General features: G+C 46.4%; 26 protein-coding genes. 9 read left to right on the top strand and 17 right to left on the bottom strand.

The window, feature by feature from the left end; all coding sequences use genetic code 11:
- Positions 1-33 precede the first annotated feature (33 nt).
- Entirely contained in the window at positions 34-2,220 is a 2,187-nt protein-coding gene (uvrD, locus tag B5D50_RS14005) for a DNA helicase II (RefSeq protein WP_078923264.1), read from the top strand.
- Between the two features lie 53 nt (positions 2,221-2,273).
- Here uvrD and B5D50_RS14000 read toward each other — a convergent pair whose 3' ends face one another.
- From B5D50_RS14000 to queG, 6 genes are all read right to left on the bottom strand, one after another.
- The gene (locus tag B5D50_RS14000) at positions 2,274-2,912 is read right to left on the bottom strand and encodes a precorrin-8X methylmutase (protein ID WP_078923263.1); all 639 of its coding nucleotides are present in this window, start codon (positions 2,910-2,912) and stop codon (positions 2,274-2,276) included.
- Between the two features lie 23 nt (positions 2,913-2,935).
- Complete coding sequence (locus B5D50_RS13995) at positions 2,936-3,565, bottom strand: M15 family metallopeptidase (protein ID WP_078923262.1); 630 nt, start codon at positions 3,563-3,565, stop codon at positions 2,936-2,938.
- On the bottom strand, positions 3,562-4,401 hold the full coding sequence (locus B5D50_RS13990; protein WP_078923261.1) for a DUF3298 and DUF4163 domain-containing protein: 840 nt from the start codon (positions 4,399-4,401) through the stop codon (positions 3,562-3,564). The genes B5D50_RS13995 and B5D50_RS13990 overlap by 4 nt, the downstream gene beginning before the upstream one ends.
- A 115-nt stretch (positions 4,402-4,516) precedes the next feature.
- Complete coding sequence (pdxH, locus tag B5D50_RS13985; protein ID WP_078923260.1) at positions 4,517-5,158, bottom strand: pyridoxamine 5'-phosphate oxidase; 642 nt, start codon at positions 5,156-5,158, stop codon at positions 4,517-4,519.
- A gap of 166 nt (positions 5,159-5,324) precedes the next feature.
- Positions 5,325-5,636, bottom strand: a complete 312-nt coding sequence (locus B5D50_RS13980) for a hypothetical protein (RefSeq protein WP_143594370.1) — start codon at positions 5,634-5,636, stop codon at positions 5,325-5,327.
- Between the two features lie 169 nt (positions 5,637-5,805).
- The gene (gene queG, locus B5D50_RS13975; RefSeq protein ID WP_078923279.1) at positions 5,806-6,855 is read right to left on the bottom strand and encodes a tRNA epoxyqueuosine(34) reductase QueG; all 1,050 of its coding nucleotides are present in this window, start codon (positions 6,853-6,855) and stop codon (positions 5,806-5,808) included.
- Between the two features lie 22 nt (positions 6,856-6,877).
- On the opposite strand from queG, the gene B5D50_RS13970 reads away from it, so the two are divergent.
- The 3 genes from B5D50_RS13970 to B5D50_RS13960 all read left to right on the top strand — a co-directional run bounded on the left by B5D50_RS13970 (position 6,878) and on the right by B5D50_RS13960 (position 10,214).
- The gene (locus B5D50_RS13970) at positions 6,878-8,359 is read left to right on the top strand and encodes an NAD(P)H-hydrate dehydratase (RefSeq protein WP_078923258.1); all 1,482 of its coding nucleotides are present in this window, start codon (positions 6,878-6,880) and stop codon (positions 8,357-8,359) included.
- Positions 8,356-8,775 (top strand): tRNA (adenosine(37)-N6)-threonylcarbamoyltransferase complex ATPase subunit type 1 TsaE, encoded by a 420-nt coding sequence (tsaE, locus tag B5D50_RS13965; RefSeq protein ID WP_078923278.1) that lies wholly within the window; start codon positions 8,356-8,358, stop codon positions 8,773-8,775. The genes B5D50_RS13970 and tsaE overlap by 4 nt, the downstream gene beginning before the upstream one ends.
- 158 nt (positions 8,776-8,933) lie before the next feature.
- A complete protein-coding gene (locus tag B5D50_RS13960) occupies positions 8,934-10,214 on the top strand; it encodes an N-acetylmuramoyl-L-alanine amidase (RefSeq protein WP_078923257.1) in 1,281 nt (426 codons plus the stop codon).
- A gap of 144 nt (positions 10,215-10,358) precedes the next feature.
- On the opposite strand, the gene B5D50_RS13955 is transcribed toward B5D50_RS13960, so the two are convergent.
- Entirely contained in the window at positions 10,359-11,516 is a 1,158-nt protein-coding gene (locus B5D50_RS13955; protein WP_234975885.1) for a GNAT family N-acetyltransferase, read from the bottom strand.
- A gap of 140 nt (positions 11,517-11,656) precedes the next feature.
- On the opposite strand from B5D50_RS13955, the gene B5D50_RS13950 reads away from it, so the two are divergent.
- From B5D50_RS13950 to glnE, 3 genes are read left to right on the top strand one after another with little or no spacing between them, the layout of a single operon-like run.
- Positions 11,657-12,019 carry a type II toxin-antitoxin system RelE/ParE family toxin gene (locus tag B5D50_RS13950; protein WP_078923256.1) on the top strand — a complete coding sequence of 121 codons (363 nt, stop codon included), beginning with the start codon at positions 11,657-11,659 and terminating at the stop codon, positions 12,017-12,019.
- The gene (locus tag B5D50_RS13945; protein WP_078923255.1) at positions 12,012-12,314 is read left to right on the top strand and encodes a helix-turn-helix domain-containing protein; all 303 of its coding nucleotides are present in this window, start codon (positions 12,012-12,014) and stop codon (positions 12,312-12,314) included. Before B5D50_RS13950 ends, B5D50_RS13945 begins: the two co-directional genes overlap by 8 nt.
- Positions 12,315-12,344: 30 nt before the next feature.
- Entirely contained in the window at positions 12,345-15,194 is a 2,850-nt protein-coding gene (gene glnE / locus B5D50_RS13940; RefSeq protein ID WP_234975884.1) for a bifunctional [glutamate--ammonia ligase]-adenylyl-L-tyrosine phosphorylase/[glutamate--ammonia-ligase] adenylyltransferase, read from the top strand.
- Here the strand turns inward: glnE and B5D50_RS13935 are convergent.
- From B5D50_RS13935 to B5D50_RS13915, 5 genes are read right to left on the bottom strand one after another with little or no spacing between them, the layout of a single operon-like run.
- The gene (locus tag B5D50_RS13935; RefSeq protein WP_078923253.1) at positions 15,139-16,161 is read right to left on the bottom strand and encodes a dipeptide ABC transporter ATP-binding protein; all 1,023 of its coding nucleotides are present in this window, start codon (positions 16,159-16,161) and stop codon (positions 15,139-15,141) included. The genes glnE and B5D50_RS13935 overlap by 56 nt on opposite strands.
- The gene (locus B5D50_RS13930; RefSeq protein WP_078923252.1) at positions 16,154-17,146 is read right to left on the bottom strand and encodes an ABC transporter ATP-binding protein; all 993 of its coding nucleotides are present in this window, start codon (positions 17,144-17,146) and stop codon (positions 16,154-16,156) included. The genes B5D50_RS13935 and B5D50_RS13930 overlap by 8 nt, the downstream gene beginning before the upstream one ends.
- Entirely contained in the window at positions 17,143-18,018 is an 876-nt protein-coding gene (locus B5D50_RS13925; protein WP_078923251.1) for an ABC transporter permease subunit, read from the bottom strand. Before B5D50_RS13925 ends, B5D50_RS13930 begins: the two co-directional genes overlap by 4 nt.
- Entirely contained in the window at positions 18,015-19,037 is a 1,023-nt protein-coding gene (locus B5D50_RS13920) for an ABC transporter permease (RefSeq protein ID WP_234975883.1), read from the bottom strand. Before B5D50_RS13920 ends, B5D50_RS13925 begins: the two co-directional genes overlap by 4 nt.
- 47 nt (positions 19,038-19,084) lie before the next feature.
- Complete coding sequence (locus B5D50_RS13915) at positions 19,085-20,680, bottom strand: ABC transporter substrate-binding protein (RefSeq protein ID WP_078923249.1); 1,596 nt, start codon at positions 20,678-20,680, stop codon at positions 19,085-19,087.
- A gap of 367 nt (positions 20,681-21,047) precedes the next feature.
- Between B5D50_RS13915 and B5D50_RS13910 the strand changes: the two genes are divergently transcribed.
- Positions 21,048-21,959 (top strand): DMT family transporter, encoded by a 912-nt coding sequence (locus tag B5D50_RS13910; protein WP_078923248.1) that lies wholly within the window; start codon positions 21,048-21,050, stop codon positions 21,957-21,959.
- A 60-nt stretch (positions 21,960-22,019) separates the two neighbouring features.
- On the opposite strand, the gene B5D50_RS13905 is transcribed toward B5D50_RS13910, so the two are convergent.
- The 4 genes from B5D50_RS13905 to B5D50_RS13890 all read right to left on the bottom strand — a co-directional run bounded on the left by B5D50_RS13905 (position 22,020) and on the right by B5D50_RS13890 (position 24,594).
- Complete coding sequence (locus B5D50_RS13905) at positions 22,020-22,433, bottom strand: lysozyme inhibitor LprI family protein (RefSeq protein ID WP_078923247.1); 414 nt, start codon at positions 22,431-22,433, stop codon at positions 22,020-22,022.
- Between the two features lie 74 nt (positions 22,434-22,507).
- The gene (locus B5D50_RS13900) at positions 22,508-22,870 is read right to left on the bottom strand and encodes a DUF1428 domain-containing protein (RefSeq protein WP_078923246.1); all 363 of its coding nucleotides are present in this window, start codon (positions 22,868-22,870) and stop codon (positions 22,508-22,510) included.
- A 68-nt stretch (positions 22,871-22,938) separates the two neighbouring features.
- The gene (locus B5D50_RS13895; RefSeq protein WP_078923245.1) at positions 22,939-24,024 is read right to left on the bottom strand and encodes a calcium/sodium antiporter; all 1,086 of its coding nucleotides are present in this window, start codon (positions 24,022-24,024) and stop codon (positions 22,939-22,941) included.
- Between the two features lie 165 nt (positions 24,025-24,189).
- Entirely contained in the window at positions 24,190-24,594 is a 405-nt protein-coding gene (locus B5D50_RS13890) for a DUF3461 family protein (protein WP_078923244.1), read from the bottom strand.
- Between the two features lie 219 nt (positions 24,595-24,813).
- Between B5D50_RS13890 and B5D50_RS13885 the strand changes: the two genes are divergently transcribed.
- Positions 24,814-25,485, top strand: a complete 672-nt coding sequence (locus tag B5D50_RS13885) for a response regulator transcription factor (RefSeq protein ID WP_078923243.1) — start codon at positions 24,814-24,816, stop codon at positions 25,483-25,485.
- Here B5D50_RS13885 and B5D50_RS13880 read toward each other — a convergent pair.
- Complete coding sequence (locus B5D50_RS13880; protein ID WP_078923242.1) at positions 25,478-26,761, bottom strand: sensor histidine kinase; 1,284 nt, start codon at positions 26,759-26,761, stop codon at positions 25,478-25,480. The two genes, B5D50_RS13885 and B5D50_RS13880, sit on opposite strands and share 8 nt — an antisense overlap.
- Positions 26,762-26,832 lie beyond the last annotated feature (71 nt).

Raw genomic sequence — 26,832 nt, 5'->3', positions numbered from 1 at the left:
AGACAGCTTAGCTGCATAAAGTACAATTCAGTCATGGACATATCACCAATTCTCAATCCCTTGAATGCGCCCCAACGCGAAGCGGTCGGCGCCCCCCCTAAACCCATTTTAGTCTTAGCCGGTGCGGGTAGCGGTAAAACTAAGGTTTTAGTGCATCGTATTGCTTGGTTACTGGAGGTGGAGGGAGTCTCAACCTTAAGTATTCTAGCGGTCACTTTCACCAATAAAGCCGCCAATGAAATGCGCGGGCGAATTCATGACTTATTGAATGTGCAAGTGGGTGGCTTGTGGGTCGGTACTTTTCACGGTTTGGCGCATCGTTTATTACGTTTGCACTGGCGTGAAGCGGGTTTGCCACAAACCTTTCATATTTTGGATTCCGAAGATCAGTTGCGTATGATCAAGCGCATCCTGAAGGCTTTGGATTTGGATGAAGCTCGTTGGCCACCGCGCCAAGTGGCTAATTTCATCAATAGCCGCAAAGATGAAGGCTCGCGTGCTAAACATCTCGATGATCGTGGTGATCCCATTCAAGCTCAGCTGATTCGTGTATATAGCTTGTATGAGGAACAATGTCAGCGTAATGGTGTTGTCGACTTTGCTGAATTACTCCTGCGTTCACTGGAAGTGCTACGGGATACGCCGGAGTTGCAAGCTCATTATCGCAATCGCTTCCGGCATGTTTTGGTCGATGAGTTTCAAGATACCAATGCCCTGCAATATGCTTGGTTACGCTTAATTGCTGGACAGAAAAATCCGATTTTTGCAGTTGGCGACGATGATCAGTCGATTTATGGCTGGCGCGGTGCAAAGATTGAAAATATTCGCAATTTCACCCGCGATTATCCTGACTGTGCAACCATTCGCTTAGAACAAAACTATCGCTCCACGGGCAATATCCTCAAAGCAGCCAATGCTTTAATTGATAATAATCGTGGACGTTTAGGAAAAAACCTTTGGACAGAGGGTAGTCATGGTACGTTGCTCGATTTATACGCTGCTTTCAATGAATTAGATGAAGCACGTTATATTGCCGGACGCATTAAACAATGGGTTGATCAAGGGGCGCGGCGGGATGAAGTCGCGGTGTTATACCGCTCTAATGCCCAATCTCGGGTATTCGAAAGTGTTTTCAATGAGCAGCGTCTTCCCTATCGTGTGTATGGCGGTTTGCGCTTTTTCGAGCGGGCAGAGATCAAAGATGCTCTGGCTTATTTACGGTTGACCTTAAACCATGCCGATGACCCTTCTTTTGAGCGTATTGTGAATCATCCTCCACGTGGAATTGGTGAGCGCACGGTAGATAGTTTGCGGCAAATCGCACGGGCAGAAAGCCGTTCTCTGTGGGAAGTGACCGAAGAGGCTGCACGCTCTGGCGAGTTTACTACTCGTGCTAGTCATGCTTTATTGCAATTCATTCAGTTGATTAAGCAAATGGGTGAGGAGATTCAGCGCCTACCACTGGCGGAACAAGTCGATGCCGTGATTGCTTTAGCTCAATTAAAAGAGCATTTCCTGAGTAAAGAAAAAGGTGAAGCAGGTCAGGCACGGGTCGATAACTTAAATGAATTAATCACGGCTGCCGCTGGTTTTATTCAAGTGCAAACTGATGAATTGCCAGCAATGGATGATCTGTCCTCTTTCCTTGCGCATGCTGCGTTGGAGGCGGGTGAAGGGCAAGGTGAGGCAGGTGAAGACTGTGTGCAGATGATGACTTTGCATTCAGCTAAAGGCTTAGAGTTTCCGTTAGTATTTTTAGCGGGTTTAGAAGAGGGCTTATTTCCTCATCAAATGTCCGCTGATGATCCGGCACGCTTAGAGGAAGAGCGTAGGCTTTGCTATGTGGGGATTACACGGGCTGAGCAACAGTTAGTTTTGAGTTATGCCGAACAGCGTCAATTGCATGGGCAAACTCGCGCTAATCCACCGTCTCGGTTCTTGCGCGAATTACCTGAGGCGCTCTTAAATCCAGTGCGCCCTAAGGTAAGATCTTATCAAACCAGTTATCAGGTGGCTGCACCGGCTGCCCATAGTTTGCCACGTGGTAGTAAAACTGAGGCTGGTTATAGCATTGGGCAACGTGTCAGCCACGCCAAGTTTGGCGAAGGTATTATTACTAATGCCGAAGGTGCAGGTCAGCATGCACGGGTTGAAGTTAATTTCAGCGCTGTCGGACGTAAATGGTTGGTTTTGGGGTATGCCAATTTAGAAAAGCTTTAACATCGGTTTGAGCGCTTAGTTTTGTTGAGTCGAGCGTTATTTTAGTCTAGAGCTTAACGGTAAATGCCTTGCTGAATACTCAATAAGGCATTGACGGTTGCTGCTGCAAACATAATCCCACCCCAGCGGCCTTCAATTAGAATATATTCAACCCCTAATTCATCATAACTTTCTTGTAAGACTTCTTTGCCATATTCAGTGTTCACAAAGCCAGAGGGCATAGCAATAATCAGCGCCGGTTTTTCAGCCTCTTCCGCTTTCAGTAGCTCCAATAAGCGACATAGCGCAGTACTGGAATAGCCAAACACGACAATGCTATTTTTCAAATAAGGTTTCCATAAATCCACGGCAGTCATCGCTCGTGTTTGCTTAGTACTTTTAGCCATAGAAATGACGGAGGATTTATTGATAAAACACAACGGTTCTTGGTTAAGTAATTTACTGTCGATATTGCCACTGAGGGTATCGTGGTCGTACAGCATGTAGGCATATTTTTTGATAGATCGTTTGCCCGCTTCGATGGCATGGGGGCTGAATTTGACGCGCTGGGCTAATGAAGGCTCGCCACAAGCACGAATCAGATACAGTAAAATTTGTTGCTGATCGGCTGTAAAGCTTTCTAGCTCGCTGAGTTCACGAATACAATCCCAAATTTGTCCCTCGATCTTGTCGGGGTCGCGTACATATTGCATGTTTACTGATTACCTAGTTCGCTTTATTGGACGACAAAGTCGAAATATTGATGCGGATAAGGTTCATGGCCTAGCGTAAAATGCCACCACTCTAAGTTAAAGCCCTGAAAACCATAGCCTTCCATGACGAGCTTTAAAAGTAAACGGTTAGCACGTTGGTTGGGGGTGAGTTTCGGATAGTTGGGCGCAGAAGCTGGGCCAAAAAAATCGAATTCCGTACCCATGTCCAACTCAGGATGGCTTGGATGTTGTAAATTGACTAAACTGAGATCAACAGTGCTGCCTCGCGTATGGCTAGAGCGTTTGGCAATATAACCTTGAGCAAATAATTCAGATTTACTCAAGTCTGGATGAAAGCGCTCAGCTATTTGATGATCTTCTGGCAGATGTTCCCAGCGTAAAAAATGGTTAACCGCTTGCTGGGGGCGATAAGCATCAAAAATTTTTAAGCCTAAACCAAATTCGGCTAAAGCAGTCTGTACTTGGACTAGCGCTTTGGCAGCGGCAGTGGTCAGAATCGCCTCATTTTGCTGATAACCATCGACGGGTTCTCCCAGAAAATTATTACTCCCATAATAACGCATATCCCGCACAATCAGCGGTGCATAGGTCGATAAGCGTACAAAACCTGTGGGTAGCTGAGTTTGGGTCACTGCGCCTTACTACCCAATAAACCATTTGGACGGATTAAAGAGCGAATATCTTCATAGGGAATAGTGAACTCGGTGGGTCCCATCACATAAGGTGCGACTTCGTAGCTATTGAAGATAAAACTGAGGCCGTCTTTATTCACGCCATAGTTGTCATTCAGGACAAAAGCATTATTGGCAAAGTTAAAACCATCTTCTTCAAGGCTGGAGTGATCAGTCAGTTGACGAGCTTCGCGGAAGGCCTTCTCGCCTGCCACATTCAAGGCCGCTTCATAACCCGGATTCATAAGGTCATCTAGGCTAACAGGTTGAGCATTAGCTAAGTTTAAGACGATAAAACGGCTACCATTAAACGGATGCGCACCACCAGTAAAGCCAAATTCTTCAAATAATAAGGTCAGCAGCGTGTTCGTGTTGTGAATAATCCGCACACTGCGTTCAAGTTCCCAACTCGTGAAGTTATTGGAGTCTTGGGTGTAGTCTTGAATAAAACTATCTGCAAACGCTTCTAAAGACTGTGTTGCCACTAGTTCACTCGGTGTACCCTCAATCTGATCTAAAAGCTGTTGCTTAATTAGCTCATTCATTTTGGTGGCTAGCTCAGGCTGGGTGACTGAGCTAATTTCTGGATAGCTAAATTTAACAGAAGCACAGAGTGCATCTTCTGCTTTTACAGTCGCTGTTTCGCTTGGACACTTACTGCCTCCTTGCCGCTTAAATTCGCGCATTTGATAGCTAATACCCAAGGATGAAACAGTTTCATCAGCAAATTTATTGCTGTTATCACAAGCAGACAGAACAGATGCCAATAAAATCATTGGCAAAAAAGGCAATCGCATAGATATTCTCGCTTAGAATGGTGTTGCCATCATCGTTAACACCAACAGACAGTCTAGGGTATCAAAGTTGCCTTGGCTTGCGAAGCTAAAAAGCATCAAGAACTAAGACCTTAAGCTAAGGGGATAGACGTTCGATTTGCCAAGTCTCCAGCCCTGCTTGGCGGCGATACTCAAACCGATCATGCAGCCGATTGGGGCGGCCTTGCCAAAATTCTACACTTTCAGGAATGATCCGAAAACCGCCCCAAAAATCTGGTAAGGGAATTTCACCACTACTAAATTTTTGTTTCATTTCTTCTAGTTTGGCTTCAAGGAGTCGGCGTGAACTAATAATAGAGCTTTGTGCTGATACCCAAGCACCTAACTGGCTACCACGAGGACGGCTGGTGAAGTATTTGAGTGATTCAAGCGTAGACACTTTTTCAACCCGACCCGTAATTTCGACTTGGCGTTCGAGTTCTTTCCAAAAAAACAGCGCAGCGACTTGAGGATTTTCTGCCATTTGTTGAGCTTTTTGGCTGTGATAATTCGTATAAAATACGAAGCCTCGCTCATCAAAGGCCTTCAGTAGTACTGTGCGTAAACTGGGTTTGTTTTGGGCAGAGGTCGTCGCTAGTTGCATTGCATTCACTTCGGCAAGCTTGGCTTGGGTAGCTTGGGTGAACCACTGCTCAAATTGCAAAAAAGGAGTGGCAGCCAAATTGGCTTTACTTAATCCGGCTTGAGTGTATTCGCGCCGTAAGGCTCCGATATCCATGCTAGCTCCCTGCGCTTAAGTTGAAGCTGGGATTATAGCGTTTAGTGAGCGCAAATAAAAAAGCCAGATATAAGATCTGGCTAAAAAAGCGCAAAGGAAGGGCTAGAACCTTTGCGCCAATAAGGAGTCCAGTCTGGACTCTAGGGGCTAACAAAACGAGTAAAGCTTATAAACCATAAAAATCGGCAATATATTGTTGTTCCTGTACAGGCAAAGCGACTGGCCTTGGCTGCTGAGGCACTGCTGCATATCCTAGGTTATAGGAGTTAAGCACAGTTCTTTGCGGTGCAACTTGCATGCCCGGAACTGCGACTGTTCTAAATATATTGGGCAAGATTCCATCTGCTGGTGCAGGTAAACGCACACGATAAGCAGCATAGGCTTGTTTTTCCCAAGTTTGATACACTGAGCTAGTTTGTATACTGGAGCAGCCTGCTAATACATTAGCAGCTAACACTAGCAACACGAGCCGCTTCAACGGTCTTATTCTTATTGCTTTCATGATGTTTTGGGTTTGTTTGTTTGGGTATGAGCGTATAGTGGCAGAGAATTTTTTCTTATGCATCCATTATTTGGATGAATGGATGACTCTTTTGATAATTGGCCTTAATTAAAAGATTAAGGGCGGTTTAAATTAGCAACTCTGTTTAAGTCTGTCTCTGCAAAGCCCATTCAACATGCTCACGCACTAATGGGCTAAGCGCTGTATCCAGTTTGGCTAGCAACGCATCACGAATGTGATGGCTAGGCGGGGCGTTGCCTAGAGCGATAGCCAGATTGCGTAGCCAACGCTCATGCCCAATGCGCCGGATAGCCGTCCCTGCTAGTTTGGCTAAAAAGGTGGTTTCATCCCAGGCAAATAATTCTAATAAACTGGCTCTGTCTAATTGATGACGTATCTGAAAGTCGTATTCAGTGCTGACTTGCGCAAAACGATTCCACGGGCAAATTAATTGGCAATCATCGCAGCCATAAATTCTATTGCCCATTAAGGGTCTAAACTCCAGTGGAATCGAGCCTGCATATTCAATACTTAAATAAGAAATACAGCGGTTAGCATCTAATAAATAAGGTTGAATAATCGCTTGGGTGGGGCAAATATCGAGGCAAGCCGTGCAAGAACCACAATGCTCCGTACTCGCGCCTGTTTCAGGCAGAGGTAAATCGGTATACAGTTCACCAAGAAAGAAATAAGAGCCAGCACTGCGATGAATAAGATTGGTATGTTTGCCCAGCCAACCTAAACCAGCTTTAACAGCAATCGGTTTTTCTAAAACTGGAGCGCTATCCACGAACACTCGATAACGCAGGAAACCAATTTCAGTTTGTAAGCGTTCGGCCAGTTTTTCTAAGCGTTGCCGCAGAACTTTATGATAATCACGGCCTAAGGCATAACGCGAAATATAGGCTAATTCAGGGTGATTCAATACCATTTCAGCTGGAGTACTCGGTTCAGGCCAATAATTCATGCGCACGCTAATAATCGAGAGCGTGCCTTCAACTAATTCGGCAGGGCGACTGCGTTTCGTGCCGTGTCGTTGCATCCATTCCATATCACCCTGATAGCCTTGGGCTAACCAAGCCCATAAGGATTGTTCAGCACTGGATAAATCAATTGAGCTAATACCGAGGGCATCAAAGCCGAGTTCTGCTCCCCATTCGGGTAGTTTGGCGCTAATATCAGCCATTAAGGCCATTTTTTTAGGATCATTCAATAGCATGTTGCTTAGCAGTTCATCTGATAAACTCCCAGTCTACACTATTGAGCAAGTGCGTGAGCTAGATCGTCTGGCTATTCGAGAATATGGTATTCCGGGCTATGACTTAATGCAACGAGCGGCTGCTGCGTTATTTGCCGTTATTCTTGAACGTTATCCTCAAGCTCGCTCGCTGTGCATTGTCTGTGGAGCTGGTAATAATGCGGGTGATGGTTATGTGCTTGCTCGGCTGGCTCAGCAAGCTGCGTGGCAAGTGCAGGTAGTGGCGGTGAGTTCACCTGCAACCCTAGAAAATGATGCACAAACAGCGTATCAAGATTATGTAAAAACAGGGGGTGAGGTCGCTAGTTTTGCGGGGTCACTCCCTTTAACGGATGTATTAGTCGATGCTTTATTGGGGACAGGGTTAACGAGGCCATTGCAAGAGCGCTGGTTGGCTGCCGTTAAAGCGATCAATGCAAGCTCTCAGCCCGTCGTCGCGGTTGATCTTCCCTCTGGCTTAAATGGTAATACAGGTCAAGCTTTAGGGAGTGCGGTCAAGGCGAGTTTAACCGTGACCTTTATTGGTTTAAAACAAGGTTTACTCACTGGGCAAGCGCGGGCTTATGTTGGGGAGTTAGCTTTGGCTGATCTAGATTTGCCGATGCAGGTTTTGCAGCAAATACCAACTCAGAACTACACTCTGTCCACTGGACTCTTAAAAAGCTATCTGCCCAAGCGAGCACGTTGTGCGCATAAGGGTAAGTTTGGGCATGTCTTATTAATCGGTGGTCAAGCGGGTATGGCGGGGGCGATTCGTTTGGCGGGTGAGGCCGCTTTGCGTACTGGTAGTGGGCTGGTGTCTTTAGGGACTGATCCTCAACATGCAGCGTGGTTAAATCTCAATCGTCCTGAACTCATGGTACACGCTATTCAAGCGAGTGAAGTGGCGACTCACTTAAGCAATAAAACTGTCGTCGGCCTAGGACCTGGTTTGGGGACCAGTACTTTAGCTCAAGCTATTTGGGCTGAAACTCTGAATACTTCGTTGCCCTTAGTTTTAGATGCGGATGCTTTAAATCTGTTAGCACAATCACCGCAGCGGCGTACTAACTGGATACTGACACCGCATCCTGCTGAAGCTGCCCGTTTATTAGCGTGCACGACTGAGACGTTGGAGCAGGATCGGTTTGCAGCGGTGCGTGCCTTACAACAACAATACGGTGGTGTCATTGTTTTGAAAGGGGCAGGTAGCTTAGTAGCGGATGAAACAGCCATTGCTGTCTGTCTTGTAGGTAATCCGGGGATGGCCACCGCCGGTATGGGTGATGTTTTGACTGGGATTGTGACGAGTTTAGTTGGGCAAGGTTTAAGTTTAATGGCGGCGGCGAGTACAGGCGTATTAATTCATGCGTTGGCTGCGGATCAGGCAGCAGAGCAAGGCGAGCGAGGTTTGCTCGCCAGTGATGTGATTGAGCAGTTACGGGGATGGGTGAATCCATGAGTAGGCGATCAACAATCTATTTAGCCGATGAAGCAGCTAGCTTGGCTTTAGGTGCACAAATAGCTCAACAATTCCCCGCAGGCGGTATCATTAAATTATATGGCGATTTGGGCGCTGGAAAAACTACAGTGGTTCGCGGCATACTCAGGGAACTTGGTTATCAAGGGATAGTCAAAAGTCCTACTTACACCTTAGTAGAGCCGTATCAGCTGGCTGAGCGAGTCATCTATCATTTTGATTTATATAGGCTAGCTGATCCAGAAGAGTTAGAATACATAGGCATTCGGGATTATTTAGATCAAGAGGCTCTCTGCCTCTTAGAATGGCCGGATAAGGGCGGGGCTTATATCCCCAAGGCTAATTTAACGCTAACAATTAATTTGCATTTAGCAGGGCGAATTGCTTATCTAGAATAAAATTAATTTAATATTTTCATATACTTATAAAGTATTCATAAAAAAATACTTGAAAAATGTCTGCTGTAGGTTAGTATGTAAGCTACCGTAATGCCTATTCTGCAGCGGATTGCCTATTCCTCAGTGATAATTCGAAAGCTGGCTGGGTCTATAAATTTATGCAAAACCAAGATGTGACACGTCGAAATTTCCTTTTAAAGCTTGCAGTCGCCTCGAGTGTGCTCAGTAGCGGCGTCTTGACCGGTCAATTATGGGCCGCGCCTCAAGGTAAATTAGTGGGTGCAAAATTATCAGGCAACGCTAATGCTCTGACGGTTTCCTTGCTGCTGACCTCTCCGGTTAAATACAAAGTCTTTACCCTCAGTGATCCGCATCGGGTCGTTATTGATCTCTATCAAACCGATTTAGACGGCAGTTTAAAACAAGGTCGGCATGACCGTCCGCCGCTAGAAGCGATTCGTTATGCGGTCCGTGATGATGGAAAATTGCGGGTTGTATTAGACATGACCAGCGCTGTCGAGCTTGATGCGAAAATGACAAAATCCGGCAGTGATAACGTACTAAATTTAACGGTGTCTAGTAAAGCGCGTGGGACTAGCTCAAGGCGGCGTCAGGCTGATAAGGCTAGCAGCCAAGAGCCAGCCGTCGAGGATGAAGGACCTGCACCCTCTAAGCGGGCGAGCTTTGTCGTAGCGATTGATCCAGGGCATGGAGGACATGATCCGGGTGCTATCGGCAGACAAGGTACTCAAGAAAAAGAGGTTGTATTGGCGGTGGCTAAAAAGCTAAAAGCTAAAATTAATGCCGCCCCGGGCATGCGTGCTGTCATGACTCGAAATGATGATCGCTATGTTGACCTGCGTGAGCGCATTGAAATTGCCCGCCGAAATAATGCCGATTTATTTATTTCTATCCATGCCGATGCGAATAACCGCGCTAATTTACATGGTTCATCCGTCTATATCCTTTCGGAAAATGGTGCTTCAAGTGAAGCAGCGCGCTTATTAGCGGATAGCGAAAATTCTTATGAGCTACGGTTAGGTAATGTACGCTTAGCTGGAAATAGCAATAAAATTGCTTCTATCCTCTTAGATCTAAGCCAAAATGCAACGATGGATCGCAGCTTATCTTTAGCAAAGAATACCTTGCGCGAGCTTGCTTCTGTGAGTAATCCCTTACGGACACAGGTCGAAAGTGCGAGCTTCGTGGTGTTAAAAGCACCGGATATTCCGTCGATGTTAGTGGAAACAGCTTTTATTAGTAATGCAGCAGAGGAACAGCGGTTACGCAATCCTAGTTATCAGCAGCAATTAGCCGATGCGATTTATAAAGGTGTGCGTAGCTATCAAAAAGCCTATCACCCTAGCAGTCGGCGGAGTAGTTATGCTGCTGATGCCGACACTGAAGATTATGCGCAAGTGGATGAGCCTTTAGGTTAAGGCCGTTAGCCATAACGGTTTAGTTAAGTCGGTTAAACCAAACCTTTGAATAGTGTGTTGAGGATCCTGGTTCAGTGCCTGATATCTGAACACATAGGATCTATTTTTAGCCAGACTAGGTTCTGGCTTTTTTTATTCCTTCAGTCATTCTTTCAGTTGTTCTGCCAGAAATGTATCTCGATACGGTAGGTGTTCAGCAATCGTTTGCATATATTCGGCGACTGAACGCTGTTCATACATCGTGTGCTGACGCACGGCTTGTTGGAAGCCAGCATGCGCTAACCAATGACTAGAACGAGTCAGCGTGGGGATAAAACCGCGTGCTACTTTATGTTCGCCTTGTGCACCGGGTTCAAACACTTGTAACCGATGGCGAATACAATAGTCGATACCTTGATAATAGCAGGCCTCAAAATGCAAGCTGTCAAAGTACTCGGTACAACCCCAGTGACGCCCATATAAGCGCGTGTCACTTCGAAACATCAGCGAACCGGCCATACACTCTTGATCTCGGTCTGCCATGATTAACAAAACTTGTTCCGGCAAATGAGCGGCAACCTCTTTAAAAAAGCCTGCATTTAAAGTGGGGACACCCCATTTACTCTCAAAGGTGTGTTGATAGAAGAAGGCAAAGCGCTCCCAATCAGCAGCCGTCGCGCTATACCCATCCAGAACCCGTAATTTCACGCCTGCCTCTTGAACTTTGCGCCGCTCTTGTTTGATGTTTTTACGCTTTTTTGAACTCAAAGTTTCCAGAAAATCATCAAACTGGCTATAGCCAAAATTTCGCCAATGAAATTGACAGTCGTGACGAGTGATTAACTGCTGTTGGTTCAGCCACTCCTGTTCGGTACTTAAAGGAAATAGCCAATGCACACTACTGGCTTGCAAGGTTTCGGCAAGCTGCAAAGCACTGGCTAAAAGAAGGGCATAAACCTCAGTTTCACGCCCTAGTTTGGCTAACAAGCGCTGCCCACTCGCAGGCGTATAAGGAATGGCAGAGACGAGTTTAGGATAATAATCTAGGTGATGGCGCTTATAAGCTTCTGCCCAAGCATGATCAAATACAAATTCGCCGTAGGAATTGTATTTTTCATAAAAAGGCATCGCGCCAATCAATTCAGTTCCATCATAAACAGTAATATGGCGAGGCAACCAGCCAAAGTTTTTCCCGACACAGCCATGATGCTCCAGTGCGGCTAAAAACTCATGGCGCACAAAAGGGTTATTATCCTGCACGAGGGCATTCCACGCGCTGCAGGCAACTTGATCTAAATTTGAAAGGATTTGAATTTGCATCATGCCATTGTGCCAATTGCAAGCAGTCTCGCCAATGTCTGCGGAAAAAGTAAAGGATTTGTAAAAACGATTACCCCGAATAACTTGTAGACTAGTCAATGCTTTTGTAATATAGACTATAATCTATATTTGTGGAGGGCTTTGTGAGCTGGACAGTTATCACTACTGAACTATTCAACGAGTGGTTAGATCAACAGGATAATGCTACACAGGAAAAAGTCTTAGCAGCGCTCCTTGTACTCCAAAAAATAGGACCGAATTTAGGTAGACCACTCGTTGATACGATTAATGCTTCTAAGTTTTCCCATATGAAGGAACTGCGTATCCAGCACAAAGGTAAGCCAATTCGGGCGTTCTTTGCTTTTGACCCACTTCGTCAAGCCATTGTGCTTTGTATTGGTAATAAAGGTGGGAAAGAAAAGCAGTTTTATAAAACGATGATCCCCATCGCTGATGAGCAGTATGAGCGTTATATTCAATCATTAGGAGATTCAAACCATGCCTAAAACACTACAACAACTCCTAGATCGGCGTTCTACTGAAAGCCAAGCACGGATTCAAGAACTGACAGCAGAGCTATTGCTTGAACAGCATTTGTATAAAATCCGTGAAGAGCTAGAAATTTCACAAAAACAATTAGCTCAGCAGTTGGGGATTACACAGCCTTCATTATCAGCTCTCGAGCACCGTGGTAATGACTTGAAATTGTCCACCATCAAGCGTTATGTTGAAACAATGGGGGGGAAGCTACGTCTTGATATTGAATTACCTACAGGCAAGCACATAGGGTTTACCATTTAGAACTTCAAAGATACTCTCTGTGGGCGGTTAATGAGAATACAATTAACCCTAACCGCTATTCAAAACAAGGAGAATAAGCTCATGCCGATTGCGCCTGCACTGTTAGCTAGTTTCCCTGCTGATTTAAGCTCAAGCGCTGAATTAGCTTTAAACGCCAGCCCTTATTTACAAGAGCAACTCATGCGCTATCCGCAATGGGTTGAGGCTTTGCTAGCCAATGCGGCTTATCAAGACGGTGAGTTGGTGCAGAAGATAGCGCTGGAAATAGCCGCTATTAGTGATGAACCTAGTTTAATGCGGGCGGTAAGACAAATTCGACATCGAGAAACAGTGAGGATCGCGTGGCGGGATTTAACTGGGGCTGCGGAGTTAGTGGAAACCTTGCAAACCACTTCAGATTTAGCAGATGCTTTAGTCGGCAGTGTGTTGGCGTGGTGGCAAAAACAATTAGTGGCTAAACAGGGTCAGCCGCTCAGCCGTACAGGTAAACCTCAAAGCATGTTGGTCTTAGGCATGGGCAAACTGGGTGGGCGTGAGTTAAACTTTTCTTCAGATATTGATTTGATTTTTGCTTTCCCTGAGGCAGGCGAAACGGATGGTCGGCGTAGTTTAGACAATCAAACTTTCTTCACCCGTGTCGGGCAAAAGCTGATTAATACCTTAGGTCAAGCCACTGCTGACGGCTTTGCATATCGAGTCGATATGCGTCTGCGCCCTTTTGGTGAGGTCGGCGCTTTAGCCTTGTCCTTTGATGCGATGGAGCATTATTACCAAACGCATGGGCGCGAGTGGGAGCGCTATGCGATGGTCAAAGCACGGGTGATGGCAGGTGAGGTACAAGACGGACAAGAGCTGATGGAGCGGTTACGCCCGTTTGTGTATCGCCGTTATTTAGATTATGGGGCGGTTGAGCAGTTACGCGAAATGAAGGCCATGATCAACCGTGAAGCTTTGCGCAAAGGTAAACAGCAAGATGTAAAGTTAGGCAAAGGCGGGATTCGTGAAATTGAGTTTACTGCACAAGTCTTCCAGCTAATGCGCGGTGGGCGTGAACCTCGTTTGCAAGAGCGCAATCTCTTAAAAACGCTGACTATTTTAGAGCAAACTCAACTATTAAGCCCGCAAGATGCTAATCACTTACGAGTGGCCTATCACTTTTTACGTCGTGCGGAAAACCGCGTACAAATGTGGAAAGATGAGCAGGCGCATGCTTTACCTACTGACTCGGAGCAGCAGCAACTGATGGCGGCTTCCTTAGGCTTGGCGGATTGGGCTAGCTTTATGCAAACCCTCGATGCCCATCGTGAGCAAGTTAGCTTGATTTTTAAACGTATTTTTGCCGTTGAGGGTGAGGACGAAGCCACTGAGCTTGATCCCAATCAAGAGCTGATTCAAGTGTGGCAAGGTCAAATGGATGATGATCACGCCACGAACACTTTGCTTTCTTGGGGCTTAAAGCCAGAAATGGAATGCTGGCAGCAAATTAAAGCGTTGCGTGAAAGCCGTTTGTACAAATCCTTAACTGAGTTAGGGCGTACCCGTTTAGATCGGTTAATGCCTGAGCTATTAGCAGTGTGTGCGACTCAAACCCATCCTGCTCAAGCCTTAACCCGTAGTTTGCAAGTGATCCAAGCGATTGCACGGCGCTCGGGTTATATCGTGATGCTCGTGGATCATCCGGGGGCTTTGGAGCAATTCGTCAAACTCGTCCATGCCAGTGTCTGGATTACTGTTCAGCTTACGCAACATCCTATTTTGCTCGATGCGCTCTTGGACACTCGCCAATTATATCGCCCCTTAAATCGCCAAGAGTTAGGCGCAGCACTCAAGCAAGCTTTAGGTAGTGTCGATCCAGACGATACAGGCTTAGTGATGGAGCGCTTGCGGCAGTTTAAGCAAGCCCAAGTTTTGCGGGTGGCAGCAGCAGATATTACCGGCATTTTGCCGTTAATGGTGGTCTCTGATCAGTTGACTTGGATTGCAGAGGCGATCTTGGAAGAAACCACGGCTCATGTCTGGCAGAGTATAACGACTAAATCGGGTCTGCCGCACTATGTCCTGAATGGTGAGAAAAAGGCTGCCAGTATTGCTATTGTCGGGTATGGCAAATTAGGTGGGATTGAGTTGGGCTATGGTTCAGATTTAGATATTGTTTTTTTGCATGATAGCTGTGGTGAGCAGCAAATGACAGATGGCAATAAGCCCTTGGAAAACCCAGTATTTTTTGCACGGTTAGCCCAGAAGATTATCAATGCACTGTCGACCTTCACGCATGATGGCCGCTTATATGAAACAGATACTCGTCTGCGTCCGAGTGGCGCTTCCGGCTTATTAGTTTCAAGTGCTGAGGCTTTTCGCCAATATCAATTAGATAAAGCATGGATTTGGGAGCATCAAGCCTTATTACGAGCACGCATGATTACGGGTAGCCCTGAATTGCGGGCGCAATTTGAGGCCATTCGCCATGAAATTCTCTGCCAACCGCGTGATCCTGAGCAGTTGCGGCAAGAAGTGGTGAATATGCGTCAAAAAATGTGGGAGTCCCTCGGTAGTAAAGATCCCCAAGTGTTTAATCTGAAAAAAGATCCGGGTGGGATTACCGATATTGAGTTTATTGTGCAATATTTGATTCTAGCACATGCTCATCAGCAGCCTGCTTTAGTCGAATGGAGTGATAATATTCGTCAATTAGACTCGCTGCGACAGGCTTGCATTTTGACAGCGGCGGAGGTAGGTCAGTTACAGGATATTTATCGCAGCCTGCGTAATCACACGCATCAATTAGCCTTACAGGAACAAGCAGCCACAGTCAGTGCGGAGGCATTTATGGAGGAGCGTGACTATGTAACAGCGATTTGGCTGAAGTATTTGGGAGGCTAGAGGCATTAATCGCTTCAGCGCGTACACAAGCGACCCACGCTTGATTTAAAGTTCGCAAATGGGGTAGCTGTTGGCGGCAGATCGCCTGCACATAGGCACAACGTGGCCCAAATGGGCAGCCCGGTGGTGGGTGCAAGGGTGAAGGGGGTTCGCCTTGTAGATGAATCCGTTCGCGTTTTTCGCCTACCTCAGCCACTGGGGTCGCAGAAAACAAAGCTTGAGTATAAGGGTGTTGCGGGTGGCTAAAAATGGTTTTCGCATCGGCATACTCCACTGCTCGCCCAAAATACATCACCATCACTGCATCGGCAATCCGCTGCACGACGGATAAATCGTGTGAAATAAACACATAAGCTAAACCTAAATCCTGCTGCAATTCGGTGAGCAAATTCAGAATTTGGGCGCGTACTGATAAATCGAGCGCCGATACGGGTTCATCCAGTACCACGACTTGGGGTTTGAGCATTAACGCTCGTGCAATCGCAATTCGTTGACGCTGACCGCCAGAAAACATGTGTGGATAGCGCTCAGCAAATTCAGGGCGCAAACCCACTCGTTCCATCATTGTGCTGACCGCTTGACGCCGTTGCTCACGGGAAAGTTGGGTATTGAGCAGCAAGGGTTCTTCCAGCATCTGTTGAATGGTTTTGCGTGGATTGAGTGAGCCATAAGGATTCTGAAAAACCATTTGAATGCGTTGGCGCAAGGCAGCCTCAGGCTTTTTCTGAGTATCAACTAGTTCACCCGCTAACCACAACTCACCCGCCGAGGGTGTTTCAATCAAGGTCAGTGCGCGGGCTAAGGTTGATTTGCCACAACCTGATTCACCGACAACGGCTAAGGTTTCACCCGCATTTAAGCTAAAACTCACCCCATTGAGGGCGTGTACGCTCAGCGACTTTTGAAATAGGCCTTGGCGTGCTGCATACACTTGCTGCAAATTAACCGCGCGTAAGACTTCAGCCATCGACGGCCTCCGTTGTTAGATTTAACGGATAATGGCAACGCAACCAAGCGGCCTGCCTGCTTGGTAGGGCTTGCAATAAAGGTTGTTGTTCATGACAGAGCGCTTGAGCGTGCTGGCAGCGTGGCGAGAATAAGCAACCGATTGGGCGATCTTTTTGCCCCGGCACGATGCCCGGGATCGTGGGCAGGAAGTCACCTGCGGGTGCACGCTCTGGCAAGGCATCCAACAGGGCTGCCGTATAAGGATGATGTGGGGTTTTAAATAATCCTGCCACTTGCTGCTTTTCCACTTGCTGCCCTGCGTATTGCACAACCACTTGTTGAGCCGTTTCTGCGACCACCCCCATGTCGTGGGTAATCAAAATCAAGCCCATCCCTTGGGTTTGTTGCAACTTTAACAACAACTCCAAGATTTGTGCCTGTACAGTCACATCGAGTGCCGTGGTCGGCTCGTCGGCAATCAGCAATTTAGGATTCGCGGCCAGGGCCATTGCAATCATCGCACGTTGGCTCATCCCACCTGACATTTGATGCGGATAGGCTTGATAACGGCGTTTTGGATCAGGAATACCCACTAGGTCCAGTAGATGTAAGCTGCGTTCAATACGTTCTTTTTTCGAGCCACCCAAATGAATACGGAGGGTTTCATCAATTTGATAGCCGATGGTAAAGCAGGGATTTAGGCTACTCATGGGTTCTTGGAAGATCATAGCCACTGTGCCACCATTAAGCTGACGGCGCTGTTTGGGTGGCATCGTTAATACATCTTGCCCATCAAGCTTTAATTCATCACAGCTAATGCGGGCAGTCGGTGGGAGCAAGTTCATGACTGCGAGCATCGCGACCGATTTACCCGAACCTGATTCACCGACAATCGCTACTACTTCGCCTGCTTTCACCTCTAAATAAATCCCCTCTACTGCTTGAAACCAGCCATTCTGTGTGGGGAAAGCAACGGATAAATTGCGCACGGTTAATAGACTCATGAGCGGCGCATCCTTGGGTCGAGTGCATCACGTAAAGCATCACCGACTAAATTAATCGAAAGCACGGTGAGTAAAATCGCTAAACCCGGAAAAGTCACTACCCACCAAGCACGACTGATAAATTCACGGGCTTCAGCGAGCATCGCTCCCCATTCTGGCAAGGGTGGCTGTGCGCCCATCCCTAAAAAGCCTAACGCGGCCGCATCCAAAATTGCATTTGAAAAGGATAAAGTTGCTTGCACAATTAAGGGTGCCATGCAATTTGGCAGAATGGTGTTGAACATCAAACGTCTATTACTCGCACCGACAATCCGACTGGCTATCACATAATCACGATTTTTCTCACTCAAGACATTAGCACGGGTCAGGCGGACAAAATGCGGCAACATCACCAAAGCAATGGCATACATCGCATTCAATAAACCCGGCCCTAAAACCGCCACCAAACCTAAGGCCAATAATAAACTTGGGAAGGCTAAAATCACGTCCATCAAACGCATAATCAAGGTGTCTAGCCAGCCTGAATAGTAGCCTGCTAATAAGCCAAGCAAAGTGCCAATAATCACAGCTAAAGACACCACCACAAAACCAATAAACATCGAATAACGTGCACCATAAATTAGCCGCGATAACAGATCGCGCCCTACCGCATCAGTGCCTAAAATATACGGCCAATGACCTGCCTCCGTCCAAATGGGGGGCAACAATAACGCACTCCGGTTTTGTAGACTCGGATCAAAGGGCGCAATCAGATCAGCAAACACGACGCAAAAAAGTACAATGCCTAAAAAGCTTAAGCCCCATAGACCACCTTTACTTTCTTTGAAATAAAGCCAAGTGGTACGCCAAGCCTCATCCGCGAACAGTTTCATTTGCCGTCCCTCACACGCGGATTAATCCAGCCATACATTAAATCCACCATTAGATTCACCAGCATGACCAGCATAGCAATAAACAATAAGCCACCTTGCACGGCGGGATAATCCCGATGTGAAATGGCATCAATCATCCATTTCCCTACCCCTGGCCATGCAAAAATCGTCTCCGTTAACACGGCACCTGCGACTAAAGTACCGATCTGCAAACCAATCACGGTCACAACCGTAATCAGCGCATTGCGTAAGGCATGAATACCGATGACTCGCCATGTCGGTAAGCCTTTGGCATAAGCAGTACGAATATAATCCTCGCCTAAAACCTCTAGCATTGCAGAGCGGGTCTGACGCGCAATCACGGCCATCGGAATGGTTGATAAAACTACACTGGGCAAAATCAAATGACGCAAGGCTGATTTCACCGCACCTTCTTGCCCAGAAAGCCAAGCATCAATCACCATGAAGCCTGTGATCGGATCAAAGTAATAATTAATAATATCCAGCCGCCCAGAGACAGGTGTCCAACCTAGCTGAGTTGAGAACAGCATAATCAGCAACAACCCCCACCAGAAAATCGGCATGGAATAGCCTGTTAAGGCCACCCCCATTAGTAAATGATCCGGCCAACGCCCACGTTTAACCGCTGCGATAATCCCCGCCGGTACACCCAAAATAATGGCAATCAGAATAGCAAAAAAAGAGAGTTCTAAGGTGGCAGGTAAGCGTTCAAAAAATTCTTCAACGACAGGGCGATGTGTTGACAGTGACTGACCAAAGTCACCCTGCAGAATATTGAGCAGATAATTGAAGTATTGAACCAGTAAAGGTTGATCCAAACCCAATTGTGCCACCATCTCCGCTCGCCGCTCGGGTGAGACACCTCGCTCACCCGTGAGAATAGTGATGGGGTCACCGGGCAATAAACGCACAAATAAGAAAGCAGCCAGCGTAATGCCGAAAAAGGTCGGAATGATTAAAACGATTTTGTTGAGAATAAACTTGAACAAGCGCGGCACTCCTGTGCAAAAGGAGAGCTACTCACAGGTAGCTCTCGTTCAAGTGATTATTCAGTTAAATCGACCGATTTGAATTGATGTAAACCAAAGGGCGATTGTTTATAACCCGAGACATTTTTACGTGCGACTTCATACACTACAGAGTGCGCAATGGTTGCCCAAGGTGCTTCTTTCTTAAACACCTCCTGAGCTTGTTCATACAATTTAGCCCGCTCCGCTTGATCACTTAAGGTTTTGGCCTTCTGCACTAAATCATTGAATGCTTGATTACACCAAAAAGCCCGATTTGAGCCGTCTTTGACCGCATCACAACCTAATAACACTGCCAAGAAATTATCAGGGTCACCATTATCACCCGTCCAACCCATTAACAGCGTGTCATGTTCACCTTTTTTGGAGCGCTCTAAATATTCTGCCCACTCAAAGGAAACAATCTCGGCAGTCACCCCGACTGCTTTCCAATCCGCTTGGATCATTTCTGCCATACGCTTGGCATTCGGGTTATAGGGGCGCTGGACTGGCATCGCCCAGATATTCGTTTTTAGGTCTTTGACACCGGCTTCTTCCAGCAATTTTTTCGCGGCTTCGACATCATATTTATCGTCTTCCACCTTGTCGTTGTAACTCCACATGGTCGGTGGAATCGGGTTTTTGGCGACTTTGCCCGCTCCTTGATACACGGCTTCCAAAATAGCTTGCTTGTTAATTGCCATATTTAGCGCTTTACGCACCCGTGCATCATCGAAGGGTTTTTTCGTGGTGTTATAAGCAAAATAACCAACGTTCAGACCTTCTTGGCTGAGTACTGTCACATCTTTGTTTTCTTGCATCGCTTTTAAGTCAGCAGGATTGGGGAAGGGCATTAAATGGCATTCACCCGCCTGCAATTTTTGCCAACGCACCGCATTATCGGTGGTGATGGCAAATACTAAATTGTCAATCTTTGGCTTGCCTTCCCAGTAGTTTTCATTGGCCTTATAGCGAATCATTGCGTCTTTTTGATAGGCGACTAATTGGAAAGGTCCCGTACCCACGGGATCGGTATCGACCTTTTCTGGTGTTTTCGCCTTCATCATAACATCAGCATATTCAGCGGATAAAATCGAGGCAAAATCCATCGCTAAGTTGGCTAGCATCGGTGCTTCGGGGCGATTTAAGGTAAATTTAACGGTGTAATCATCGACTTTTTCAATGGCTTTCAACACATCCGGCATCGACATACCTGTGAAGTATTCGTAATTGCCATTCGAGACTTTGTGATAAGGGTCGTCGGCTTTCCATTGGCGATTGAAAGAGAACAACACATCATCCGCATTAAAGTCACGGCTAGGTGTGAAGTCTTTACTGGTATGGAATTTCACGCCTTTGCGCAATTTGAAGGTGTAGGTTAAGCCATCTGCACTCACCTCCCAAGATTCAGCCAATGCAGGTGATACATTAGTTTCACCGGGTTTGAATTCAACTAAGCGATTATACAGGGCTTGACCTGCGGCATCGAAGGTCGAGCCATCGGTGTAAAATTGGGGGTTGAAGCCAGAGGGAGAACCTTCCGAGCAATAAACAAAGGTTTTGGGGGCTGCCTGTACTTGGGAGAAAAAACAAACAGCACTTAATACAGATAAAGCAATTAAACGCTTCTTCATGGCCTACTCCTCGTTAAATATTGAGCTTGTTACAAGCAAATTTTATCCTCACGCCTAGGTTGAATATGCTCCTTTAGGGTTTGTTTCGTCAAGAAGCTGGAACAGCTAGATAAGCTCTTGTTTTGAATTTAAAATACTCCCTAGGTTGCTCCGATTCTTGCACTAGGCCGAGTCTAGTTGTTTTTCCTCCGCAATTGCTTGTATAGTAGCGTGCATGAATTCTTTACGCTCTCTTGCAAATTTTGCCAAGTGTTGGCCACTACTCTGCGTTTATACACAGAGCAGCTAGGTTTTTATCTTTTTTATTAGCTGCGGGATCACCCTCAGTTAATCAGTCTTTATCCCGCAGCCTTACACGGAGCACACAATGCGGGAATCAATCAGTGATTATTCAGAGCAACATAATTTTCGGCTGGGTTTATTATATGCCTTGGGCGGCACCGCCTTATTTGCACTGAAGTCTATTTTTATTAAGCTGGCCTACGCTCAAGGTGTCGATACCGTCACTCTACTGACATTGCGCATGTTGGTGGCTGCCCCTTTTTATCTGGTCGTGCTCTTATGGTTGATTTATAAAACCCAAGTGACTTCACCTAGTAAGCAGGATTTGCTAGCCATTCTTGTCCTAGGTGCATTGGGCTATTACGTCTCTTCTTATTTTGATATGCAGGGGTTGAATTATATCTCGGCTCAGCTTGAACGTTTGATGCTGTATAGCTATCCGATTATGACAGCTTTACTGGGATGGTTACTGTTTCATGAGGCGATCACGCGGCGCCTTAGCTTGGCTTTAGTTCTGACCTATAGCGGAGTGCTCTTGCTCTATGCGTATGAAGCTAATTTAGGTGGTAAGAATATCAGCTTAGGGGTGTTACTTGTCACGCTATCGGCACTGATGTTTGCGGTGTACTTGGTGTATAGCAAGCGGGTGCTCAATCGAGTGGGCAGTCTATTATTCACCAGCTTGGCCATGCTGGCGGCTACGGTCTGTGTATTGATCCATTTTGCATTAACCCATCCACTGAGTGCTTTATGGGTCAATTCTACCGCGTGGTTTTATGCGGGATTGCTTGGCGTTTTTAGTACGGTCTTACCGAGCTTTATGCTTACGGAGGCCTTAACCCGGATTGGTGCAGCGCGTACCAGCATGATGGGTACGACTGGACCGATGATAACTATTCTGCTTGCCGTGGTGTTGCTCGGTGAACCCTTTGGTTGGGCGCATTTAGCGGGTATGTTGTTGGTACTGATGGGCGTGAGCATGCTTAGTAAACGATAAGGCCTAAGGAGAGGAAGCGCTCCGTCCTTGGAGCATGCGTTCCCTACGTCTATTAAACCATTAATTCATGGAAACACCCAAACCGTTCTGAAGATATTTTTGTAAACGGGCGGTACGTGCTTGAGTGAGGGAGGTCAATTCACCATGACGTAGCATGGGTTCCATGCTCCCCCAACAACGACGATCACCCGTATCACAAGCAAAAGTCGCTTCGATTTCGGCATCACGAAACGCTAACCAAGCTTTTTGTGCAGCCTTTAATTTAGCCGTAGCGGTCTTATCGTTCTTGAATTTAGCCATGAGCTTTTTCCAAGTATCATTCAGCTTTCTATCCGCTGCTTGGTACTCATCGAGAGCACATTGGTTAAGTTCAGCTTGATTGCCAGCTGGGTTGCATTTAAACGCTGAAGCATCTGCATAAGTGGCAGTGCATACACAGAGCAGGAATATAATCGCGATAAGGCTTTTCATCATGGCTGGCTCTTAAGGATACTAATACAACAGGCTTAGAGCTAATCTAAGCCTGTGCTGGGTAGGGGCAGATCTTGTTATAGGTCTACGAGTACTTGAAAACCACCATAAGCCATCCGCTTAAAATCAAAGGGTGGGTCGTCCATATCACCACAATCTTCTAAGCGCGGATCAGCATAGACTTTGGCATTCACTTCATCACGGTGCTCACGTGACGTAAACGTGATAAAGGCAAAGATTACCTTTTCATTGGCTGCTGCATTGACTGCTTTCGGGAAAGAATCGCCCGCCCACTCCGAGTTAAGATCATCACCAATACATTCTCTATAAGCCAGTGCACCGTGCTCGATCCAAATTTGCCCAGCACATTGAGCCATTGCTCGATACTCTTCTACATTCTCAGCGGGTAAAGGCAAAATATAACCATCTACATAACTCATGAGCTGCTCCTAAATAAGGCCGTTAATGCGTTCCTAATTGCCAAAATCAACTCTGGCTGTCAGTACAATCAGACTTTAGCATGACGTAGTTGACGTATACTAAAGGCAATTAAACCCAGTGCGGTCAGTGGTAACACACCATAAAGCATGACTTTGCTCAATAGATCTAAAGCTGGATGACTCGTGGCAGTAAAGATTAAGTAAGTCGTATACGCCACATAGTAAAAGAAGAATAACCCCCCTTCTGGGCGACTAATGGTTTGACCGGTAAAAAAGATCGGTAAACAGGCAAAAGCAACTGCAATCATCACGGGAATATCAAAGTGGAGGGTGCTGGCTTCAACGGGAATGCCGGTAGGGGCAATGATACTGGTCAGACCCAATACGGCCATAATATTGAAAATATTACTCCCAACTACATTGCCGACGGCAATATCTCGCTCGCCACGAATAGCAGCAATAATCGAGGTCACAACTTCTGGTAAGGACGTACCTGCAGCAACAATAGTTAAACCAATCACCACTTCACTGACCCCGAGATGCTTGGCAAAAATCACTGCACTGTCAACCAACCAACGCGAACCTAATACCAATAAAATTAAACCACCGATGATGAGTGCCAAATTTTTAGGCCATGCCTGTTTCAATGCCTTAGTATCACCCAGCAAAGCTGCCACTTCAGGATCAGCCTCTTCAGGTGCATTTAGCTGCTCTTTGCGGCTTTTGTAAAACAAAAACACAATATAAACAATTAAGCCACTGAACCAGAGCAGGCCTTCAAAACGGCTGAAGCTACCATCTAAAGCAAACAAAAAGACACTCAGCGATAATGCCATCATGATCGGAACATCCAAGCGAATCAATTGCTTAGACACTATTAACGGCACGATCAAAGCAGAAATGCCCAAAATAAATAACACATTAAAAATATTACTACCGACGACATTACCGACCGCAATCCCTGCCTGCCCCGCTAAGGCGGCTTTGATACTCACTGCAAGCTCGGGGGCGCTCGTGCCAAAAGCCACGACCGTTAAGCCAATTACTAGGGGTGAAATGCCCAAGGCCGCTGCTAAACGTGAAGCCCCTCGTACCAGTAGCTCGGCACCGATGACGAGTAAAACTAGCCCTGCAATAAAATAAACAATTGACATAAGTCCAGCTGCCTTTGGTGGTCAATTAAAACTTAAAAAAGCTTAGAAATAAGCTTAGCACCAATATACTAAACAAAAGCAAGCCAAGTCTGAAGAATCTAGCGCTTAGTTTTTGTAGCCTAAGCTAGGAGCGAGTGAGCTAGCTTAGGCTGTCGACGAGAGTAGTTAATGTGAGCTGGTGTCTAATTGGGCAACCAAGGCTCGCAAAGCTTTCATTTCTGCCACAAACTCGATTTCAACCCGCTCTAGCTCGGTGAGAAGATGTTTTTTCAATTCATCCCGATTCGATTTTGCATCGACAATCGTATCCAGTTCCATGATCGCTTTAGCCAGTACGGGGGAAATTTCATGAATTTCCCCCGTTTTAGCTGTGCCACTATCGAGCATCCGAGTCTGCACGGCGCGCCCAATATTATAGCTGCGTGTGACGGGTAATAAAGAACCTTTGGGGCGTTGGTATTTGATTTTCAGCACATCGGTGGCAGGTGCGATATGCGAGAGGGTATAACCAATAATATCTTGCGGATTTTGCACGCCCATTTGGGCTAGGTTGGGATAGTGAGTTGTCATAATAGCTAACCTCGTGGTGGTGGAAAACTAACTATAGCACTCGCTAAATCAAGAGAGAATGCCAATTCAAAGCGCTTTGGATGAGTTTAATTAAATTTTAAGCTAAAGTTTAAGGCTAGCTGCGTCACCACTGGATGTTTCTTACGGCTCAAGCTGCGATGAGAGCTAAGACGGTTGTTTGTTTATCTGATAAGCTATTTTTTTTGAGAGTGCTGCTATATGTTGGTTCTGCTGATCGAAGACCATCGCCTCCTTGCTGAAACGCTCATCGACTATTTAAACAGTGATGGGATTGAAGTCGATTATGCCGCAACTGGCTTACAGGGTTTAGGCTTGGCGACACACAATACCTATGATGCCTTAATTTTGGATATTAATTTACCAGACTTAGATGGGTTTAGTGTTTGTCAGCGCTTGCGTCAACAGTATGGTTTGGATTTGCCCGTCTTAATGCTTACCGCCCGTGATGAGTTAACGGATCGGTTGCAAGGTTTTGCACAAGGTGCCGATGATTATTTGGTGAAGCCCTTTGCCAATCAAGAATTGGTAGCGCGCTTACAAGCTTTGGTGAAGCGTAATCGTGGGCAAGTGGTGCATAAGCGGATTAGCTTGGGTGATTTAAGCCTAGATACCAAAACACAGCAGGTTTGGCGGGCTGGGCAAGAAGTAATTGTTTCACCCACCGCGTTTAAAATTCTACGTATTTTAATGCGTGAAGCACCCGCTATCGTGTCACGCGAAGCCTTACAAAATGAGGTTTGGGGTAAGGATATTCCTGATACCGATGCACTACGCAGTCATTTATATAATCTGCGCAAAGCTTTAAATCAGCCCGATCAACCTGAGTTGATTCACACAATTAAAGGTGTGGGGATTAAACTCACTAGCTAACCAATTGCACCCGTACTGTCGTCCCTTGGCTCAATAAACTACGGATGGTGAGCTGCCAGCCATAGCGTTCACAGAGACGACGTACAATATCTAAACCTAAACCATAGCCATCACTCGTGGTATGCACTCGCTGAAAAACTTGTTGTGCGAGTTCTAATTGTTCAGCACTCATCCCCAAGCCGGTATCCCGTATCTCCACCGCATTACCTTCAATCAATACCGTGACTGAACCTTGGTGCGTGTAATTACAGGCATTGCGCATTAGATTGCCAAGTACAATCGCTAAGGCCTGACTGGGCGCGTTAATCGTTAAGTGCTGGCGCTCAATCCGTAATAACTTAAGACGTTGAGCGCTATTATGGGTTTGCTCAACTTGAGTCATCAATTGTTCGACTAACTCATTGACCGAAACGGCTGCTAGTGGAATGTGTTGGCTTTCTTCACGTGCTAATAACAGCAAGGTTGCAATCAACGCTTGCATATCGCGGGTGGTGACTTGCATGCGTTCTACGGCACGTTGTTGCACAGGCGAAGACGCTTGCTTTTGTAATAACTCTAAAGAACCACTGATCACTGCCAATGGGGTGCGTAATTCATGGCTAACATCGCGGGTAAATTCACGCTCACGAATCAATTGTTGTTGCAGACGGGTGGTAAACTCTTGTAAAGACTGTGCGAGGATACGGACTTCATCATTGACACCGACTGCGGTGTATTCAGCCAAATTAAGGGCTGCAAAGTTATGGTTGTTACCCTCAAAGCGCCGCATAGTTTGTGCCAAGGATACCAACGGCGATAAAGTTCGGCGGGATAAGCGATAGGCCACCCAAGCGGATAAGTAAATCACCATAAGCGCTAAACTTAGTGGTACAACACCAAAATAAAAAGATAATTTCCCAACGCTATCCTCATCAAACACTAAGAATAAACGGGTATCGCCTCGATCTTCTACATAGACTAACGGCTCAGCCTGTGCAATTTTCACGCGCTTATAACCCGGTTGCATTGCACGCAATTCTATAGGCACTGCACTAAGCTCCCCTTGCTTGGCTCGGTAGCCACGTAAGTTATCTGTATTGGGTGTGGGGTGTTGCGGGTCTTGGTCCAACCAAGTCCAATAATGCCGCGCCTCGCCTTCGAGGGCAGTTTTAATCATGACTTTTTCTACGATTAGCGCTGCTGTATACACGCCGAGTACGGTAATGACGCTAATAAACAGCATTTGTAACACAAACACCCGAATTAGCTTTTGATAGATCCCATTGGGTTGGTGCATCGGTGATGATCTCTTGAGGCCTTCACGTTAGTTTGACATTGACTCTGCTAACTTAGCTACTCTTAAGCCTA

The sequence above is a fragment of the Thiothrix eikelboomii genome (assembly GCF_900167255.1).
GTDB lineage: Bacteria > Pseudomonadota > Gammaproteobacteria > Thiotrichales > Thiotrichaceae > Thiolinea > Thiolinea eikelboomii.
This window is presented reverse-complemented; position numbering and strand designations above follow the sequence as displayed.